Genomic DNA, 19,595 nt, shown 5'->3' with positions numbered 1-19,595 from the left:
GTGTCTTCGGCATCATGCTACCGAACGAGGAACTCCCGCAGGTGGGTGTTGAGTTGCACCGCCGACCGTTCGTCGGTGTACATCATGTGGCCCGCCGGGTAGCGCCGGTTGGTCACTCGGTCCAGCGGAACGTCGTACTGGCGCAGCAGGTGCTCCGCGGCTCCCACCGTGGTCAGCGCGTCGTAGAGCCCGGTTCCGATGAACAGGCGCGCATGCGGCTGCTGCTTCAAGTACCGGGTGAGCTGCGCCGGGTAGGGGTAGACATGGAACGGCGAGGGCTGCCCCGTGAAGTGGAAGCGGGCCGCGGCCGAATCGGTCCAGTCCCACTTCCGCACGGCGTCGAGGTCCGCCATGCGGTATTCCTCGTCGACGGGAACACCGAGGGTGCCGTGGAGATGACGGGCGATGCCCGCTGTGTACGCGGCCTGGTACTGGTCGCCGGCCGGGTCGATGTCCGTTTCGGCGGCCGTCTTATCGGCTGCCGCTCCCACACAGCGGGAGTCGTTGCGGCCCAAGACCTGGCCGCGGTCGCCGAGAAGTTGACGCATGAACTCGCCCTTGCTCAGCCACAGCCGCTTGCGCAGATACATGTCGGCCGGGATGCCGGTGAACGCTTCGAGCCGGTTCGCGATCTCCTTGCCTTCCTCCTCGGGGATCCTGTTGCCCTGGACCAGGGCCGCCGCGAGCGGCCCGAACGCGAACTCGACCGCCGCGTCCACGACTTCCTCGACGGTGTCATGGCCCGTGGTGCCCCGGCGGTGGTACCAGGCAGTGGCCGCCTTGTACGGGAAACCGGCCAGGGCCCCGGTGACGTTCCCGGGTCGGTCAGCGGTCTCCTGCACGTTGAGTGCCTGACCGAGCAGTATCAGCCCGTCGAGGGGCACGGCCGAGAATCCCCCCATCAGGGCGTTGGCGAGGAAAGGCGCGCGATGGGTTCCGTAGCTCTCGCCCAGGACATATTTGGGCGAGTCCCAGCGGTCGTTGCGGGCGACCCAGCGCCGCACAATGTCCGCGAAGTAGCGGGCGTCGCCCTGCACGGAGTACGCCTCCGAGGTGTCCGCCTCTTCCAGTCGTCCATAGCCGGTGTTCACCGGGTCGATGAACACCAGGTCAGCGACGTCGATGACGGAGTGCGGGCTGTCCTCGAGGCGGTAGGGCGGGGTGATGCTCTCCTGGATGGCCTCGGAGAACGCCACCTGTCTCGGTCCGATCCCGCTCAGGTGCAGGAAGGCGGAGGCGATGCCCGGGCCGCCGTTGAACGCGAACACCACCGGGCGGCTGGTCCGTTCCTCTTCGGGTACTTCCGCGAGGTACGAGAACACGGAAGCGGTGCCCAGGGGCCCTCCTCCGCTGCCGGTGACGGGGACCTGGTCCAGCGAGAACTCGTAGACGAGGTCCCGGCTGTTGAAAGTTCCCGACAGAGTTACCGCGTAGCGTGTGCTCATGGCCTGGCCTCTTCTTCAGCGCGGGTTCCTTCGCCGAAACGCACGGAGAAGGGGTTGTCTTTCAGATGCGGATTGCGCCTGGTCGGCAGATGGCGGGCCCACCAGGCGAGGATGTGCTCGAACCGCTGGATGCGGTGGCGGGGGCTGCCGGAGCGGGGCAGGTTGTGGTCCGCTCCGGGGAAAACGAGGAGAGCCGTCTCGATGCCGTGGTGCCGGAGGGCGTAGTAGAGGCGTTCGGCCTGGTCGGGCGGACACCGCAGATCCTTCTCACCGGTGACCAGGAGCAGTGGCGTATGGATACGGTCGGCCTGGTACAGGGGGCTCTGGGCGATGAGGTCCTCGCGGCTCACGCCGCGGGCCTGAGGGTCCTGCCACCAGCCGAGGTCGCCGGTGTTGGAGTGGCTCAGCAGGTCGTTGACGGGACGTTCACTGATGGCGGCGGTGAAGCGGGAGGTGTGGGCAATCAGCCACGAGGTGGCCCAGCCGCCGTAGCTCCCGCCCATGACGCCCAGCCGCTCGGTGTCGATGTCCGGCTCCGCCGCGACGTGTTCGGCGAAGGCGAGCAGGTCAGCGGCGTCCACGGTCCCGTAGGCGTCGACGATTGCGTTGCTGTGGTCGTGGCCGTAGCCGCTGGAGCCGCGCGGATTGCACAGCGCGACCGCATAGCCCGCCTCGGCGTAGACCTGAGGCTCGTCGAGGACTGAGGCGGTGAAGTGCCAGTGGGGGCCGCCGTGGATCAGCAGGATCAGGGGGTGTGGACCGGGGCCGTCCGGTTTGATGACCCATCCGTGCACGGGGTAGCCGTCAGGCGCGGAGGCGATTCGCTCCTGCGGTTCGTAAAGGTTCGTCGCCGCGCGCAGGTCGGTCCCGAAGTCGGTGAGGGCGCGCCGGCCGTTCTCGTCCAGCAGGATGACCTCACCGGGTGACCGCGGCTCGGATGTGGTCACCGCGAGCAGCGGCGCTCCGTCGAGGAGGATTCCGCCGAAGCCGCCGACGCTGGCGGGCCCGCCGTGGACGGTGGTGAGGCCCGTACCGTCAGGGATGGCGGAGACCAGCTCGGCGGCTCCCTGGTGATGGGAGCTGAGGTACAGCCGGCCGCCGAGCGCAAGTACACCTAGAGGGTTCGCGGTGATCGGCGGGCTCACGTCGACCACCCCCGTCTTGAACACCGGTGCGGGTGCGTGCAGTTCGCCGTCGACCGGCACCGTCCACACGGTGAGTTGCTGGCTGTCGAACCGGAACCGGCTCTCGGTCAGCCCCCACCCGCCGAAGTACACCGTACTGCCGTCCTCCCCGAACGACGGCAACACGGCGACCGTCGAGCCGTCCGTCAGCCTCCGCAGTCCGGTGCCGTCGTGCCGGATGACGTGGATGTCGGCGGACGGAGTCACCTCCGCATACGACAGCCGGGAGGAAACGAACACCAGCAGATCGCTCTCCGGGCACCAGGATGGGGAGCTCTCGGCGTGCCGGTCGTCGAGCAACTGGCTTGGTGCCGAGACCGGTTCGTCCTGCTCGGGTAGGTCCAGGACGAACAGCTTCGACGGCCGGTCCACGGTCCAGCCGAGGCCGTCCGCCTTCACCTGCAACTCCGTGATCAGCCGCGCCGGCTCCTGCTCGGGTCGCACACCGCCGTCTCCGTACCGGCCGGGTTCGGGCACACGCGCCGTGTATGCGATCCTCCGCGAGTCGGGGCTCCAGACGGGGACGCCTGCTCCCATCGGATGGTCGGTCAGCCTGCGGGCGTCACCTCCTGCGGTGGGCAGGACGTGGAGCTGCGGCGGACCGCCGGCCGCTCGCAGGAAGGCGACCCAGCGGCCGTCGGGCGAGAACGCCGGCGCCATGTCGTGCCGGCCGTGGGTGTAGCGGCGCGGACGTTCACCGTGTGCCGTGGGGACATACCAGATCTCGGAGGTGTAGCCGTCCTGCTCGAGTGCGGGCCGACGGCGGGCCACCAGGACGGCGCTGCCGTCGGGGGCTATCGAGGGGGACGAGAGGGAGTAGGTGTGGGCGATGTGGCCGGGCTGCATGAAGAAGAAGCTCCTACCGGGTGAGGGGGCCGTGTTCCAGGGCAAACGCCCTTTGGCAGTCGGCTTCAGGCCCCGTCACGCCACGCGACGGCCGTGATCTCGATCTGGGAGTTACCAGGCATGTCCCCCACTGACACGGCGGCACGCGCTGGCGCTTCCTTGGGGAAGTACTCGGCGAAGATCCGGTCGAACAGGGGCCAGTCTCCCGGGTTGCGCAGGTAGCAGGTGACGCTGACGACATCGAGCAGTTCGTATCCCGCTGTGGCCACGGTCGACTTCAGATTTTCGAGCGTCTGCCGTATCTCGGCCTCGATTCCGCCGGCCACGATCTGACGGCTTCCGGGTACGAAGCCTCCAGTGCCGGCGACGTACAGGTGCTGGCCTGCCTTCACCGCGGTGGAGTAGGAGCCGAGGGCGGAACCGGTATCGATGACGAGCTTGGGCATGGAGGGACATCCTTCCAGTTCAGGAACGGGTGGCGTAGGGCTTGAGTGCGCGCAGGAGGCCGTCGACCTCGGCGTCGCTGCTGTAGAAGTTCGGAGACACGCGCAGGCGGCCTGTCCGGTTGGCGACGATGAACCCGGCCTCGCGTAGCGTGCGCACCGCGGCATCGGGGTCGGGGATACCGGGGAGGCTGATGATTCCGGCGCTGTCGGCCTGGCGGGCGGCGGGCGGCAGGCCGAGCGCGGTGAGCTCGGTGTGCAGGCGAGCGACCAATACCCGTACGCGTGCACGGATGACGTCGGCCCCGATCTCACGCCGGACCCGAGCGGCGGCGCCCAGGGCATAGAAGGAGGTCAGGTTGAGGTGGCCGGAGGTCAGCCGTGCCGCCGGAGGCACCTCGTTCCAGGTGACGGCCGAGCGGCGCAGCGCTCCCCGGCCGCGCGGGGTCGACAGCACCACAGCGCCGCCGAAACCGGCGAGCTGCCATTTGTAGCCGGTCGCTATGTAGAAATCGGCGTCGTCGGGATCGAAGGGGCACAGAACGGCGCCTTGGGCGCCGTCCACGACGAGCAGCGCACCCACCTGGCGGGCAGCAGCGCCGAGCGCCGCCAGATCGACGCGGGTACCGGTGCCGTAGTGCACATGGGAAACCGAGATCACCCGTGTGCGCGGGCCCACCGCCGCGAGCAGGGCGCCAGTGCGGTCCTCGTCAGCGGGCGGGGCGACCGCGACGACGTGGCCGCCCACCCTGGGGTTCTGCGTCCACGCGTCGATCACAGTGGGGTACTCGTCGGAAAGGACCAGCACTTCGCCGTCGCCCTCCAGTTCGCACGCGAGCGCCAGGGCAGTGAGCGCTTCGGCGGTGCTGGCCATGACGTCCAGGTCCTCGGGATGTACACCGAAGTCGGCAGCGATCTCCTGGCGGGCCATGGCGACCCTCTCGCGCCATGCGCCGGAGCCCACGATGCCCAGACGCTGGGCCGTGAGGGCCTCGGCTGCCTCCCGGGCGACGGACGCGGGGACCAGTCCGATCGACGCCGTGTCGAAGTAGCCGGAGGGCCGGTCGGGAAAGTGCCGCTCGACGAGACGGCCGAGGGCATGGTCGGCGGCGTACACCATAGTCATGGCGCTCCTCGAAGGATGACATGAGGCGACGGCAAGGGCCCCTCGATGTTTTTCAACAGACTATCGAGTAGTTCAACCAAGAGTAAGCATTCTTGGTCAGAAAGCTCGAGTAAGTGGCGATACGACAACCGGCCGCTTCCTCGTTTCACGCAGATCCAATCTGATACTTCAACTGGGAATTGACCTGGTATCGGGGCTCTGCGAGCCTTGGCCCTGTGACAGATTCAGGGCAACGCCTCGCCTTCAGTGACCCGCAGTTCTCGCAGGACGACCTCGCCGACGCCGCCCAGGTCGTGAGTTTGCTGGCGCCGGTCGTACCGGTCCTGGCAGCGGCGCTGCGGCCGCGAACGGAGGTGATCCTCCACGACCTGACGCGCATTCCCGAGACCATCGCGGCCATCGGCGGCTCGATCACGGGCCGGTCCGTGGGAGGCCCCCCGACGGACCTCGGGCTGCAGCACTTCCGCTCGGGCTGGCAGGAACACCTCATCGGCTATCGCACCGAAACAGCGGAGGGCACTCCGTTGCGCTCCTCCAGCATCTTCTTCCATGCCCGCTCCGGCCGCGCTGTCGCGACGCTGTGCATCAACACCGACATCAGCGGTGTGCTGAAGGCCCAGGAGACCCTGGCCTCGCTGGCCCACACCACCGAGCTGGAGACGACGGTCGGCGGACCGGCGGCCCAGGCGGAACACTTCCCGTCGTCGGTGGACCAGCTGGCAGACGGTCTGCTGCGCGCGACGATCGCCGAAGCGGATGTACCCGTGGACCTCATGAAGAAGGCGCACAAGCTCAATGTGGTACGTGAGCTGCAGAAGCGGGGCTTCTTCGCCATCCGGGACGGCGTGGACCTCGCAGCGCAACGTCTCAAGGTCAGTCGCTACACGGTCTACAACTACATCAACGAGATCCAGGCCGAGGAGGGCCCGGGAAAGCCCTGACCCGGCGCCCGTCGCCGCCGCGCGCCGGGCCCTCACTGCTGCGCACCCGGGACCGACGCGACCAGACGCTTGGTGTACTCCTGCCCGGGCCGGTCCAAAATCTGATCCGTGTGCCCGCTCTCCACGACCACCCCGCTGTGCAGCACCACCGCCCGGTCGGTCATCTGTCGTACGACAGCCAGGTCGTGGGTGATGAACAACAGGCTGGTGCCCTGCTCCCGGCGGATGCCCCGCAGCACCTCCAGCACCTGTGCCTGCACGGACACGTCGAGCGCGGCAACCGGCTCGTCGCAGATCAGCAGCTGTGGCCGTACGGCCACCGCCCTCGCGATCGCGACGCGCTGACGCTGGCCGCCCGACAGCTGGGCCGGCCGATGTCCGGCGTACGAATCCGGCAGTCCGACCAGATCCAGCAGGCGCGGCACCTCGACGGCGGGGTCCGCCTCGTCGCACACGCCCAGTGCCTCGCGCAGGGTGCTCCCGATGGTCATCTTCGGGTTGAGGGAGGCGTAGGGGTCCTGGAAGACGACCTGGATCCGGCGGCGGATGTCGCGCAGTTGGCTCTTGCCCAGTCGCCGGTAGTCGCTGATGTCCGTGTCACCAAACACGATGCGCCCGCTGTCGGGACGGGAGAGCCCCAGGACGCAGCGGGCCAGCGTCGTCTTGCCCGACCCGGTCTCGCCCACCAGACCCAGGCACTCGGCAGGACGCACCTCGAAGGAGACCCGGTCGACAGCCACCGACGAACTGCCCCTGCTGAAAAGCGAGTTCACCCGATAGGACTTGATGACCTCCTCGACCCGCAGCAGCGCCTTCTCCGAAGTGTCCTGCAGGGCGGGCGCCCGCTCGCCGAAGCTGTGGAGAGTGCCTCGGCGGACGAGGATCTCCTCGGCGAGGGTGTCGGCCCGGACACAGGCCGTCCGGCGGTCGGCTCCGGCGGCGACGAGCTGCGGGTGCTCTCGGGTGCAGACCTCCTCGGCCCAGTCGCAGCGCGCGGAGAACGGGCAGACGTGGCCCACGTCGTCGGGCCGCGGGACCGTGCCGGGGATGGCGACGAGCTGGTCGACGACATGCGAGACGGGAGGCTCGGCAAGGAGCAGTCCCAGGGTGTACGGGTGGCGTGGCTTCTGTTCCAGCTCGTCGGCCGGCGCGTCTTCCAGGACGGAACCCGCGTACATGACCATCACCCGGTCACACATCGAGAACGCGACCCGCAGGTCGTGGGTGATCAGCACCAGCCCCATGCCCCGGTCCCGCTGAAGACGTGTGAGCAGACCGAGCACCTCGGCCTGAGTGGTGGTGTCAAGGGCGGTGGTCGGTTCGTCGGCCACCAGCAGTTCGGGGTCGCCGCACAGCGCGGCGGCGATGGCGACGCGCTGCTGCATGCCCCCGGACAGCTGGAAGGGGTAGCGGTGGGCGACCTTGTCCGTGTCGAGCCCGACTTCCGCAAGGCGTCGGGTGGTCTCCTCGGCCAGCAGCGCGCGGTTGCGGCGCACGTGTTTGGGCAACGACTCGCGCAACGTGGTGGCGATGGTTTGCAGGGGATTGAGCGAGGTGAAGGGGTCCTGCAGGACCATGCTGATACGGCTGCCGCGCAGCCGGCGCAGCTCCCGCTCGGGCCGGGCCAGCAGTGCCCGGCCGTCGAAGGAAGCAGTGCCTTCCGCGGTCACACCCTTGGGCAGGACGCCGAGCAGCGCTTTGACGGTCATGCTCTTGCCGCTGCCTGATTCGCCGACGATGCCCAGGGTGCGGCCCGCCTCGACGCTCAACTCCACGTCACGCACGAGGGTGCGCTCGCCTGCACGAACGTACAGGCCACTGACTTGGAGCAGGGGCTGCTCGGGGCGCCGAAGTGTCGGGGACAGCTCGCTCCGCAGGGTGTTCACCGTTCGCCACCGTCCGTTTCCGCGGCTGAGAATCGGTCGTACATCCAGTCTCCGATCAAGGTGACGCTGGTGGCGCACAGGGCGATCATCAGCCCAGGGGCGAGGGACATCCACGGGTTGTCGGCGAGCAGGTTCTGACCGTCCTGGAGCAGCGCGCCCCAGTCCGGGGTCCCTGCCGGCACGCCCAGGCCGAGGTAGGACAGGCCGGACAGTCCGATCAGTGCGCTGACGAAGTCGAGCAGCAGGGTGGCCACCACGGTGGGCGCGATGTTGGGCAGCAGGTGGCGGAACATGATGCGGCGCTGCGACAGGCCGAGGGTGCGGGCGGCTTCGACGTACGGGAGCCGGGCCTGCACCTGGGTGGCGCTGCGGCTCAGCCGGATCTCGGACGGCAGCGAGAGCACGGTCAGCACGGACACGGCCAGCCAGTAGCCGCCGCCCACGATGCCGACCACCACGACGATGACCAGGAGGCCGGGGAGCGCGTACATCAGGTCGGCGAAGCGGTTGGCCAGGGCGTCGACGATCCCGCCCCGGTAGCCCGCCCAGATGCCGATCGCCGCGCCGACGGCCACGGTACCCAGGGCGACGACCAGCGGTCCCAGGAGAGCGGTACGGGCTCCGGCCATGACCAGCGACAGGACGTCCCGGCCGAGTTGGTCGGTACCCAGCCAGTGGCTGCCGCTCGGCGGAGTGACGTTGGTGAGCAGGTCCTGCTCGGTGGGGTCGTACGGTGCGAGCCAGTTGCCTGCGACTGCCAGAACGAACATCAGGGCCAGCACCACGAAGGAGGTGAGGACCAGGAGCGGAGGCCGTCCGCGACGACGGAGTGCCCTTTTTCCGGGGGCGCGCGCTGCCGTCCCCGGTGCGACGGTGGTAGTCATCAGTTACCCCCAGGTGCTGCCGTGCGGGTGCGCGGATCGAGGGCCAGGCCCAGCAGGTCCACGAGCATATTGACCAGGATCACGAACGCGCCCGTGACCAGGGCCAAGCCCTGGACGAGCGGGACGTCCTTCTGGATGACGGCCTCGTACAGGAGCGAGGCGATGCCAGGGAGCGAGAAGACCTGCTCCACGAAGACGGCGGCGGACAGGGCGGCGATCAGAAGCATGCCGACGCTGGTGATCACGGGCAGGGACGCGTTCCGCAGGGCGTAGCGGAACAGGATCCGGCGCGCGCTGAGTCCGCGCAGCCGGGCGAAGGTCATGTAGTCCTGTTGCGTGACGCCCAAGGTGGCCGCACGCGTCTGGCGGATCACGATGGCGGACAGGAATGAGGCCAGCGCGACGGCCGGCAGCGTCAGGTGCGAGAGGCGTCCTGCCGCGCCGCTGCCGATGCCGTAGACGGGGAACCACCCGAGCATCAGCCCGAACACGTACAGCAGGGCTATGGAGAGCACGACCGCCGGTGCGCTGATCCCGAAGGTGGCAAGCAGAGAGACTCCGCGGTCGACCGGGGTTCCCCGCTTGAGACCCGAGGCCATGCCCATCGGGACACCCACCAGAAGGACCAACACCATCGCGTAAAGGGCGAGTTCGCCGGAGAGCACCGACCTGCCGGCCATGATGCTGCTCACCGGGGCATTGGTCTGTATGGAGATCGACCGTCCGAAGTCCAGGTGGACCACTCCACGGAGCCACTCCCCGTACTGCACGAGAAAGGGCTCGTCCAGGTGGTAACGCGCGGTCAGTTCGGCGATCAGCCCGGGGGTGGGTGTGCGGGAACCGAGCAATGACTGGATCGGCGATCCCGGGCTGGCACTGAGCAGGGCGAAGATGAGCAGACTGAGCACCAGCAGCAGCACGAGGCCGGCTGCCAGGCGTCGGGCGACGAAGATCACGATAGGCATGTGCCGCTGCCGTTCTACGATGACTGGAAGGGACCGCGCTGAGGCGGCCGGTGCGGGACGGTCGCCCGTCAGCGGGTGGAGCGCAGCAGGTTGATCCAGTTCCCGTCGCCCAGGTCGAAGACCTTGGGTGCCTGGGTGAAGGCGACTCCGTCGGCGAGGACAAAGGCCAGTTGTTCCGAGAACAGCGGCAGGTACGGAACCTGGTTCGCGGTGTCCGTCATCAGTTGCCGCACTGCCTTCCACCGCTCGTCCTTCGTGGACGAGGCTCCGGTCGGCGGGTCGATGACCTTCAGCGCGGACTCCACGGCCGGGCTGGAGTAGTTCGCGATGTTGATCGAATTGGGGATGGCGTTGGCCTTGCCGACGAAGCTGGTGAGTAGCGCCGACGGGTCGGCCAGCGTGGTGCTGAAGCCCTGGAGCAGCTGGATGCCGGTGGCCTTGTGGCTGAAGATCGTGGCCGCCCACTGGTTGCCGGGCACCGCCTTGGGGGTCGCCTTGATGCCGATCTCCTTCAGATTCTTCTCCAGGGTGATGGCCAGCAACTTGGCCCAGACAGAGCCGGAGTTGTAGGGCAGGTCCATGCTGAAGCCCTGGGGGTGCTTGGACTTCACCAGCTCCTCCTTGGCCATTTTCAAGTCCAGCTTGTAGGTGGGCAGCGAGTCGAGGAACTTGCCGGCCTCGGCCTCGGAGGGCACTACGGTGGCAAGCTCCGACGCGGGCACGAGGGTCTTGAGCGGGGTGGCGTAGTTACCGAATGCCGCCTTCAGGACGCCGTCGCGGTCCACTGCGTACGCGACGGCCTTGCGTACGTGTATGTCGTCGAACGGCGCCTTGGACGTATCGAATGAGACGAGGTTGGAGCTCATGTCATCTGCGGCGTACACAGAAGTGCCGCTGATGGACTGCCACTGCGAGGCGGTCTTGAGGTCCGTGAGTCGCTTTCCCTGGACGTCGCCGGAGCGCATGGCCAGTTGGGCACTGGAGTTGTCCTTGACCACGGTGAAGGTGATCTTCCTCGGCTTCGGGACCGTGCCCTGGTAGTGGGTGTTGGGGACCAGCACGATGTTCTGGTCGTCCTGACTGCTGTACCGGTAGGGCCCGGTGCCCAAAGGCAGGGCCCCCGGGGTCCCGAGATCCTTCAGGTGGGACTTGGCGGAGGCCGCCTGTACGACCTGTACTTGGGCCAGCGCGGCTCGCCCCAGCGGGTCGGCGTACTTCAAGGTGACCGTGACCTGGCCGTTTCCCGTCGCTTCGGCCTTCTTCACACTGGCCAGGTTGGCGCTGGTCGCCTGCGAGGGATCGGTCGCGTGGGTGATGCTCCACGCCACGTCCTGTGCGGTGAGTGGGGTGCCGTCGGAGAACTTGGCGTCCGGACGCAGGGTGTAGACCAGGCGCGTCGGGGCGGTCTGGACGGCCTTGGTGGCGAGGTTGGGACTGAAGGCCGCGTTGTCACCGGTCAGTTCCAGGGTCTGCGTCACGAGTGCGCTGATGAAGTTCGAGTCGGTGTACGTACTGAACCCGGACAGGGTGTCCGGCATTTTACTGATGGCGAAGGTGAAGGAAGGGATGGCCGCGTCGGTCGTCGGCTTGGCCGCGCCCCGCCTGACGTCGCCGCCGGAGCCCTGCGCCGTGCAGGCAGCGAGCATGACGCCCGCCGTCGTCAGCGCGACGCCGTAGCGGCCGGAGACGCGCCTCAGAGTGCTTCTCATGAAAGGGATTCCCTTCTGTCGGGGCGCACCTGTGTCGGCCCGCCACTGGGGGACAGCCGGACGGCTGCGGAGAGATCGGTTCCGATGACGTGCACACGTAAGCGGGAACTATATGGAGAGTTGACTTACTTGACAATGAGTAGAAGAGGACGAAGGGGGAGACGGCCGCTCGCAGCCGGAACCGGGAGGAGTCCGCGCCCGGATCACAGGAATATTCAACTACTGATTGAACTGCTCCATTGATGGTGGCATCATGTGGAACGCCACCAAGCGGAGAGGTAATCCCTCATGCCCCTGCCCTCCATCGACCTGACCCTCGCCCCTCAAGTCGTGGACGGTGCCGCGACCGGCGTGCACGTCCGATACCAGTTGCGGGGACTCTCCCTGGCCGCCGGCGACACTCTGTGTCGGCTGCCCGTGGTCATCGTCGGCGTCGACGGATCCAAAGTCGCTCCGGGCGACTTGACGGCCAACGACGAAGCGGGGCCCATACCCCTCACCCATGTCCAGGACGAGCCGACCCCGTCCTGGACCTATCGGCGATGGCAGCTGGGACGCGCCACCCAGGGCGAGATCCGCGTCGAGTACTTCGCCCCGGTTCGCGTCGTGGACGCCGCCCACACCAACGGCCCGCTGTTCGACCTGCGGGCCGAAGGGGCAGGTGTCAGCGGCGCGGGCGTCAGCTTCCTCGCCATCCCGGAATGCGAAGGCGACTTCGATACGGAGGTGCGCTGGGATCTCGCCGGGCCGGCCGGGGACACGCGCGGCGTCAGCAACTACGGCGAGGGGACAGTACGCCGCACCGCCGCCCTGGAATCACTGACCTACACGTTCTACATGGCGGGTGAGCTCGGGTCGTACCCATCGGTGCCTGATGAGTCCTTCGGCATGTACTGGCTGTCGCAGCCGGCTTTCGACACGGCCCAGGTAGGTGCTCGCATCAAGCGGATCTACGACGACATGTGTGATTTCTTCCGGGAGCCCGCCCCCGGGCACCGGGTCTTCGTGCGCAAACATCCCTTCCGCGGTGGCGGTGGTACGGCACTGCCCCGGGCGTTCATGTTCGGATGGAGCGAGGCGCAGAGTCGAAGCGTTGAGGAGCTGACCTCCCTCCTCGCCCACGAGACGGTGCACAACTGGCCGACCCTGCAGGGCGAGCACAGCGAAATCAGCTGGTACACCGAGGGCACCGCTGAGTACTACTCGCTCGTGCTGCCTCACCGCACGGGCCTCCGCGACGACGACGAGTTTCTCGATCAGCTCAACAAGCGCGCACACGGCTACTACGCCAACCCGCTCCAGCAGCTCACCTTTGACGAGGCGGCCCGCCAGTACTGGAAGGACTGGCGCGCTCAGCGAGTCCCCTACGGGCGGGGCCTGTTCTACTTCATCGACCTGAACCACAAGGTCCGGAGCAGCAGCGGCGGGTCGCGCGGCCTCGACGATCTCGTTCTCACCGTGCTCGATCGGCAGCGCGCTGGGCAGGACGTGGGGATGGAGGAGTGGCTCGAACTGGTGGCCGCGGAAATCGGCGCGGCAGGACGGACCGATTTCGACGCCATGCTCGCCGGCCAACGGATCCTTCCGGCCGCCCAGTGTCTGGGCCCGGACTTCGTTGCCGACGAGACGGACATCCGCCAGCTGGATCTGGGTTTCGACTACTCCAGCCTGACCAGCGCAGTCGTCACCGGCCTGGTGAATGAAGGGGTGGCCGCATCGGCGGGGATCCGCGAAGGTGACGTCATTCTCGACGGCCCCACGCCCCACGAACTGGCCCAGGGCCCTGTGCAGGAGATTGTCCTCACCTTGCGGCGAGCCGGTGACACACTGAAGGTCTCCTATGTGCCCTCCAGCGCTTGGATGACCGGGCGCATCTGGAAGAAGCGCCCGGCCTGACGTCTTGTGCTGTGACCGCGTAGGTCCGCCGGGTTGGTCGTGGCGGTTGGATGTGCGGTGAGGTCCGATCCGATCGCTGCTAAAGGGGGCGCCGTCCCGGGGAGTCGGCCCCCGGGGGGCGGCACCCTCTCGGCGCCGTGTGTTCAAGGGCGGTCTACAGGAACGTCAGCTTCCAGCTGTTGATGTGGCCGGTGTCGCCCTGACCGGCAAGACCCGCCGCTGGGAACCGAAGAGGCTTCGCTTCCGCCTGTTCTCAGCCGCCGCACAACTTGTCCCCACCGGCCGCCACCGCGACCTCCTGGCCGCCGGACGCAAGGAAGGTGCCCTCATCCGCAGCGAGAAGGGCACACGTGTTGGAGCTGTACATGCCTGGCGGGCACCAAGGTATGTGGAGCGGGCGGTCACAGGGTGGCCGCGGGAGTAGCGCCTGGCCTGCGGCTGCGTACGAACCCGAGGCTGTTCGGGGAATCCGGTGCGAGGCCCCTGTGTTCACCGTTCTCGTTCCCGCCTGACGACGGCCACCGACAGAACGGCGGTGGAGTACCGCATCCTCACCGCGAGGTGTTCCGCAGCTTCGGAATCCGGACTTCGACGTGTGTCCCGCCGCCGGGAGGGGAGTCCAGTGACACACGGCCGCCATGGGTCTCCACGATGGCCGCTGTCAGCGCCAGGCCAAGTCCGGTGCCGCCTGTCGCCCGGGCGCGACTTCGGTCGGCGCGGTAGAAGCGGTCGAAGACGTGGGGGAGCGCGGCAGCCGGAATGCCCGGTCCGTGGTCGATGACGCGCAGGACAGCCTCGCCTCCGAAGTCCTCCAACACGACGGTACAGGCCGCTGTGACCGGTGTGTGCATGCGGACATTTCCCAGAAGGTTGGCCACCAGCCTGTGCAGTTGAGCCTCGTCACCGAAAACCGTCAGTCCCTGTGCGGCGTGCTCGTCGAGCGGGCGGTCGGGTTCGACGGCACGGGCGTCGCGGCATGAATCTATGACCACGCGGCTGAGGTCGACCGGTTCGAATTCGGGTTCTTCGGCTTGGTCGAACCGGGCCAGAAGCAGCAGAGATTCCACGAGTTTGGTCATCCGGGCAACTTCGGACAGCATCCGACTCATTGCCTCGTCGACGGACTCACTGTCCGGCAGGGCTCCCGCGCGGTACAACTCGCCGTAACCGCGGATCGACTGCAAAGGGGTGCGCAGTTCGTGTGAGGCATCGGCCACGAACTGCCGTAGCCGACCCTCAGACGCATCCCGCGCGCGGAAGGCTTCCTGGATCTTGTCGAGCATGTCGTCCAAGGCATCGGCCAAGCGACCCACTTCGGTGCCAGGAGCAAGCGAGGGTGCGCCGTCATCGCGCAGTCGGCGGTCCAGGCTACCTGCCGCGATGGCGTCTGCGGTGTCGACCGCCCGCTCCAGTGGCCTCAGCTCACGCTGTACGACCAAGCTGCTGAGCAGGGCCAGCAGCGCCAGGGAGAGAATCTGGATTACAGCAACGGTCTCTCGTGCCCGCGAGATTGCTTGGGTGGTCTTCGCGAGGTCGAGCGCGAGGACGAGCGTGGGGCCGCCAGGCACTCGGTCGACGAGGAGCCGGTAGTGGGTAAAAGGCCGATCGCTGCCGTTGCCTTCTGTCACGATGCTGCCGACAGGCGGCATTGGGTCGGGAAGCACGGGCCCGTCTTCGAGCGGCGAGGAGCCGCCTGCGAGAGCGACGTACAAGCCGCTGCCGCTCGTATTGACTTCTCGCGAGCTGTCGGCGATGAACGCGTTGAACAGCTCGGGATGTCGCGAGTGCAGCAGGCGCAGGCTGGCCATGTTGTTGCGGAGTTCTGCGTCCGTCTGGTGCTGGACGACCTGGGTGACGGTGGATGTGATGAGCGTGCCGGCCGCGGACAGTGTGACCGAGAAGAGGGCCATCAGCAGCAGGGTGATACGCGTGCGGAGTGACAGTCCACGCCACCGAGTCCATACACGGGCAGGGAAGCGGTGGAGTGAACGTCGCCTTGCGCCCCTCATGACGTTGGTGTCCGAAGGCAGTACCCGATCCCCCGCTGAGTGTGGATGAGCTGGGGTTCTCGGTCGTCCACTTTGCGCCGCAGATAGCTGATGTACGTGGCCACCACGCTGTCGTCACCTGCGAAGTCGTACGACCAGACATGCTCAAGCAGCTGGGCACGAGTGAGAACGCGATCATGATGGAGCATCAGATAACGGAGCAGTCTCAGCTCGGTACGGGAGAGGGCGATCGGTTTCCCGGCCCGGCGTACGACGAGGCTGCGGGTGTCCAATTCCAGATCTGCGACACCGAGCACGGTGTCAGATGCCGTGGTGCGGGTACGACGCAGCACTGCGCCGATACGTGCGGTGACCTCGTCCAGGCCGAACGGCTTGGTGATGTAGTCGTCCCCACCGGCCACCAGACCGGCCACGATGTCCTTGCGAGTGTCGCGAGCGGTGAGGAAAACCACGGCGACCGGGAGCTGATCGGCGCGGATACGGCGCAGGACTTCGAAGCCGTCGCTGTCGGGGAGCATCACGTCGAGCAGGATCAGCTCGGGCAGGAAGTCTCGAGCGGCGGTCAGCGCCTGTAGCCCTGTGGCTGCGGTACGGACGTCGTAGCCGACGAACGTCAGGTAGCGGCCGACGGTGTCAAGGATCGCCGGTTCGTCCTCGACGACGAGGATCCGTCCACGGGCGGCCTTTGCGCCCTGCGTGTCCGGTGCCTCAGCGGCCATGGGGCTGCCTTCCTCTTGCTTGAGCATGCGATTCCTCGCCGGTGCGAGGTGAGCAGGTGGGCGTGACCTGTGCATACAGATCATCTTCTGGGTCTCGGCGGCGGTCTTCCATGGGAGTTGCGTGTGAAGAAAGGGCTCCGGAGCCCCGATCGGGCTGGTTGCCGGCTGCCGGTCCCTAGCGTGGACAGCACAGCGGAACGGAAACCGCCGAACACCGTGGGGCTCTCCAACGGTGCCAGATTGCGAACCAGCGCGAGGGCACGTCGATACGTGGCCATCCTCCCGCCGAATATCTCCGGAGATCTGTCATGTCCACATTCCTTTTCAGGGTCGGTAGGTTCTCCTACCGGCGCCGGTGGGTCGTGATCGGCGCGTGGCTGGTGATGCTGATCACCGCTGCCGGAACAGGTCTGGCTCTCGCCAAACCGTTTGAGTCGACCGTGACCATCCCCGGGACCGAGGCTCAGCGGACGCTGGACGCTGTGGCCGAACGATTCCCGGCGAGCCGCCAGCATGCAACCGGGACCATCGTCGTTCAGGCCCCGAAGGGTAAGACCGTTACCACCGCGCCGGTCCACCAGGTGGTTGACGACATGGCCGGGAAGGCCCAGGACGTCGAGGGCGTGGCTACGGTGACAGCGCCGTCGACAAGCGGTGGAAGCGTCTCCGCTGATGGCACGATCGGCGTGATATCCATCCGGTTCAAGGCCACATCCAACGCCGAGGTGAGTAAGGCAACCCGTACCGCGCTGGAGGAGATAGCCGACCACGCACGCGAGGAGGGCGTGACGACAGAACTGGGTGGCCCTGCCGCGCCCAAGGCGCCCGGAGAACACCCGGCAGGACAGACCATCGGCATCCTGGCGACCCTACTCATCCTCGTCCTGGTGTTCCGCTCCCTGCGCGCGGCAGTGATCCCTTTCGTCACAGCCATGGTGACTGTGGGCCTGGGGCTGCTGCTGCTCCTCACAGCATCGCACTTCGTCACCTTGCAGAGCACTTCGATGACGCTGGCGTCGATGCTCGGCCTGGCCGTGGGCATGGACTACGCCCTGTTCATCATGAGCCGCCACCAGGAGCAGGTCAGGAGCGGCATGGATCCGGCAGACTCGGCTGGACTGGCCGTCGGCACAGCTGGCAGCGCTGTCGTGTTCGCAGGCGCGACGGTGGTGGTGGCGCTGGCAGCACTCGCCGTCGTGGATATCCCGTTCCTGACCGTGATGGGCCTGGCGGCAGCAGCGACCGTGCTCATCGCCGTTCTCGTCGCCCTGACCCTCGTGCCCGCGGTACTCGGTCTGCTGGGCCACAGAATCGCCAGCAGCCGACCGTTCCTCAGGCCCTCCTCCAAGCGGCGCGCTGGGCCCACGACCCTGGGCATGCGCTGGGCCCGTGTGGCGACCCGGCTGCGCGTCCCGGTTCTGTTGCTGTCGCTGGCCGGTCTCGGGGCTCTCGCCGTGCCCGCTGCCTCTTTGCAGTTGGGGCTCACACAGTTGCAGGGTGAGGCACTGCGCGCCCAGCGGCTGATCGACGAAGGTTTCGGTCCTGGGCACAGCAGCACACTGGTCGTCCTGGTCGAGGGCTCGGCCGGCACCGCCGTGCCTGCGGCCGAACAGCTGACGACGAAGATCCGCGCGCTCGGAGACGTGGGCTCGGTGAGCGCTCCTCAGCCTGATGGCGCCAAGGACGCGGCCGTGGTCACCGTGACGCCTGGCAGCGGACCGGATGACTCGCGCACCAAGAAACTGCTGTCCGACATCCGCCAGGCGAGTGGATCTGTCGCGCAGGCCACGAACACCAAGATCGGCGTGACTGGTACGACCGCTGTCAACATCGACGTCTCCGACAAGCTGTCCGGCGCGCTGCCGGTGTACTGCGCGATCGTGCTGGGGCTGGCAGTGCTGCTGCTCGCGATCGTGTTCCGCTCCATCGCGATACCGCTGAAGGCCGCAGTCGGCTTCCTGCTGTCGATGGCCGCGACGCTCGGCTTCGTGGTCGGCATCTTCCAGTGGGGCTGGCTGGCGAGCCTGCTGGGCACAGAGACGACCGGTCCGGTAATCAGCTTTGTGCCGATCCTGCTGGTCGGGGTGTTGTTCGGCCTCGCCATGGACTACGAGATCTTCCTCGTATCCAGGATGCGTGAGGAGTACACGCACGGCCGGCCCGCTGCCGAAGCGATGCAGCACGGGTTCGCCAAGGGCTCGAAAGTAGTCACCGCCGCTGCACTGATCATGGTGAGTGTCTTCTCGGGTGCTGCTGTCGCCGGGTCCGGCAGCACAACGGGTATCGGCCTGGGGCTCGCCGCCGGCGTTCTCTTCGACGCTTTCGTGATCCGTATGACGATGGTGCCGGCGGTGATGGCGTTGCTCGGAGACGGCGCCTGGTGGATGCCCCGCTTCCTGCGGCGGATCCTGCCGGATGTCGATGTGGAGGGTGAACGCCTCACCCGCGGGTTCGCGGCGGCTCACTCGCACGGCACCCAGCAGCCCGGCGGTCAAAGCGCCACCTTGGGGGAGTCGGTCAGGTAGTTCCACTGCCGGCAGCCATGCCCATTTGGTCGGCTGGCGTGGGGACGGACAGCACGACCAGGTGCCCTGTAAGGGGGTCCTCCGGACAAGGCGGACCCCCTCACGTTCCGAAACACTGAAGTTCCCCGGGGAATTTCACTTGTACGTCGGCCCTTCCACGCTGCCCGAGGGTGAGGTGTCCGCCGCTCTGTGCGGCGACCTGGAACTTCCTGTGCGCGAGGACCCTGACGCCCCGTGGGACGGCGGCAAGGCCCGCACCAGGGTCCTGGACTGGGCTGCCGGCGACGACGGCACCGTGGACCCCGACAAGCTGGCCGCCGCATTCCTGTACTGCGACGACGACGTGGACCCCACGACCACCGGGGCGTACGAGCTGGGCTTTGCCGACGTGTTCAGCCGGGACGGCGCCGACCGTCTGGAAGTGGTCGCCGCCGGCGTCGACGCGGTCGCCTCGGTCCTGCAGGGCGGCATGGGCGGCGCGCGGGGCCTTCCTGAGGCCAATCTGGGGCCGGAAGGAGAGGGAAACCCCGTGAATGATCACGAAGCCCCGGGGGATTGCATGCCTTCTGACCTGCTAGAACGAAGAAAATGGGGACAGTCAGGTAAGCCCAGGGGAACGATCTTGCGAGCTCGTAATGCGTAGGTCTCGGGTTCGAATCCCGAAGGCGGCTCTGTGGAAGCCTCAGGACTCACTCGCCGTGACCTGGGGCTTTTGCTTTCGGTGACTTTCCCCGGCGGGGGTTGAAGCGCTCGGCGAGCCCGCGGACGGCGATGTGAGGCCGAGGTGCGGCCATTTCTGCAGCGGCGCTGCAGAGGTGTGGCCAGGATGCACAACAAGCTGTTTGTGACGATGAGTCAGGCACGGCTGGAGATATTCCGGTGGATCACCTACTACAACGCCCGCAGGCGCCACAGCGCGCCGGCCTACCTCTCACCGATGGAGTTCGAACAGCAACACAAGCGGGCTGAGCTCCGGACGACCTGCCCGTCCCGCCCCCCGCAGGACAAGCTGCCGCT

The 19,595-nt window shown here is 67.4% G+C and carries 14 protein-coding genes and 1 pseudogene; 5 read left to right on the top strand and 10 right to left on the bottom strand.

Annotated elements, in window-relative coordinates:
- Positions 1-17: 17 nt before the first annotated feature.
- From ACFXJ5_RS08715 to ACFXJ5_RS08700, 4 genes are all read right to left on the bottom strand, one after another.
- A complete protein-coding gene (locus tag ACFXJ5_RS08715) occupies positions 18-1,445 on the bottom strand; it encodes a S10 family peptidase (RefSeq protein ID WP_384628790.1) in 1,428 nt (475 codons plus the stop codon).
- The gene (locus tag ACFXJ5_RS08710; protein WP_384628788.1) at positions 1,442-3,475 is read right to left on the bottom strand and encodes a S9 family peptidase; all 2,034 of its coding nucleotides are present in this window, start codon (positions 3,473-3,475) and stop codon (positions 1,442-1,444) included. Before ACFXJ5_RS08710 ends, ACFXJ5_RS08715 begins: the two co-directional genes overlap by 4 nt.
- Positions 3,476-3,540: 65 nt before the next feature.
- Positions 3,541-3,921: a RidA family protein gene (locus ACFXJ5_RS08705; protein WP_384628786.1), complete on the bottom strand. Its 381-nt coding sequence runs from the start codon at positions 3,919-3,921 to the stop codon at positions 3,541-3,543.
- A gap of 19 nt (positions 3,922-3,940) precedes the next feature.
- Positions 3,941-5,044 (bottom strand): aminotransferase class V-fold PLP-dependent enzyme, encoded by a 1,104-nt coding sequence (locus tag ACFXJ5_RS08700; RefSeq protein ID WP_384628783.1) that lies wholly within the window; start codon positions 5,042-5,044, stop codon positions 3,941-3,943.
- 215 nt (positions 5,045-5,259) lie between these two features.
- Between ACFXJ5_RS08700 and ACFXJ5_RS08695 the strand changes: the two genes are divergently transcribed.
- Positions 5,260-5,985 (top strand): transcriptional regulator, encoded by a 726-nt coding sequence (locus ACFXJ5_RS08695; protein ID WP_384628781.1) that lies wholly within the window; start codon positions 5,260-5,262, stop codon positions 5,983-5,985.
- Between the two features lie 32 nt (positions 5,986-6,017).
- Here the strand turns inward: ACFXJ5_RS08695 and ACFXJ5_RS08690 are convergent, their stop codons facing one another.
- From ACFXJ5_RS08690 to ACFXJ5_RS08675, 4 genes are all read right to left on the bottom strand, one after another.
- Positions 6,018-7,871, bottom strand: a complete 1,854-nt coding sequence (locus ACFXJ5_RS08690; RefSeq protein WP_384628778.1) for a dipeptide ABC transporter ATP-binding protein — start codon at positions 7,869-7,871, stop codon at positions 6,018-6,020.
- Positions 7,868-8,755, bottom strand: a complete 888-nt coding sequence (locus ACFXJ5_RS08685; protein WP_384628775.1) for an ABC transporter permease — start codon at positions 8,753-8,755, stop codon at positions 7,868-7,870. Before ACFXJ5_RS08685 ends, ACFXJ5_RS08690 begins: the two co-directional genes overlap by 4 nt.
- A complete protein-coding gene (locus ACFXJ5_RS08680; protein ID WP_384628772.1) occupies positions 8,755-9,720 on the bottom strand; it encodes an ABC transporter permease in 966 nt (321 codons plus the stop codon). The genes ACFXJ5_RS08685 and ACFXJ5_RS08680 overlap by 1 nt, the downstream gene beginning before the upstream one ends.
- Positions 9,721-9,788: 68 nt before the next feature.
- A complete protein-coding gene (locus ACFXJ5_RS08675) occupies positions 9,789-11,429 on the bottom strand; it encodes an ABC transporter substrate-binding protein (RefSeq protein WP_384628770.1) in 1,641 nt (546 codons plus the stop codon).
- Positions 11,430-11,717: 288 nt separating this feature from the next.
- Here ACFXJ5_RS08675 and ACFXJ5_RS08670 point away from each other — a divergent pair, with 288 nt between their 5' ends.
- Positions 11,718-13,325: a M61 family metallopeptidase gene (locus tag ACFXJ5_RS08670; RefSeq protein ID WP_384628768.1), complete on the top strand. Its 1,608-nt coding sequence runs from the start codon at positions 11,718-11,720 to the stop codon at positions 13,323-13,325.
- A gap of 551 nt (positions 13,326-13,876) precedes the next feature.
- On the opposite strand, the gene ACFXJ5_RS08665 is transcribed toward ACFXJ5_RS08670, so the two are convergent.
- Together ACFXJ5_RS08665 and ACFXJ5_RS08660 are read right to left on the bottom strand one after the other, a co-directional pair.
- Positions 13,877-15,235 (bottom strand): sensor histidine kinase, encoded by a 1,359-nt coding sequence (locus tag ACFXJ5_RS08665; RefSeq protein WP_384628766.1) that lies wholly within the window; start codon positions 15,233-15,235, stop codon positions 13,877-13,879.
- Between the two features lie 95 nt (positions 15,236-15,330).
- Positions 15,331-16,053, bottom strand: a complete 723-nt coding sequence (locus ACFXJ5_RS08660) for a response regulator transcription factor (RefSeq protein ID WP_384629558.1) — start codon at positions 16,051-16,053, stop codon at positions 15,331-15,333.
- Positions 16,054-16,361: 308 nt separating this feature from the next.
- Between ACFXJ5_RS08660 and ACFXJ5_RS08655 the strand changes: the two genes are divergently transcribed.
- The 3 genes and pseudogenes from ACFXJ5_RS08655 to ACFXJ5_RS08645 form a co-directional block, all read left to right on the top strand.
- Positions 16,362-18,578 (top strand): MMPL family transporter, encoded by a 2,217-nt coding sequence (locus ACFXJ5_RS08655; protein WP_384628764.1) that lies wholly within the window; start codon positions 16,362-16,364, stop codon positions 18,576-18,578.
- 139 nt (positions 18,579-18,717) lie between these two features.
- Complete coding sequence (locus tag ACFXJ5_RS08650) at positions 18,718-19,221, top strand: hypothetical protein (RefSeq protein ID WP_384628762.1); 504 nt, start codon at positions 18,718-18,720, stop codon at positions 19,219-19,221.
- Positions 19,222-19,362: 141 nt separating this feature from the next.
- A pseudogene (locus ACFXJ5_RS08645) lies at positions 19,363-19,533 on the top strand (IS3 family transposase); the annotation flags it as partial.
- Positions 19,534-19,595: the final 62 nt, after the last annotated feature.

The sequence above is a fragment of the Streptomyces sp. NPDC059373 genome (genome assembly GCF_042751495.1).
Classification (GTDB): Bacteria; Actinomycetota; Actinomycetes; order Streptomycetales; family Streptomycetaceae; genus Actinacidiphila.
This window is presented reverse-complemented; position numbering and strand designations above follow the sequence as displayed.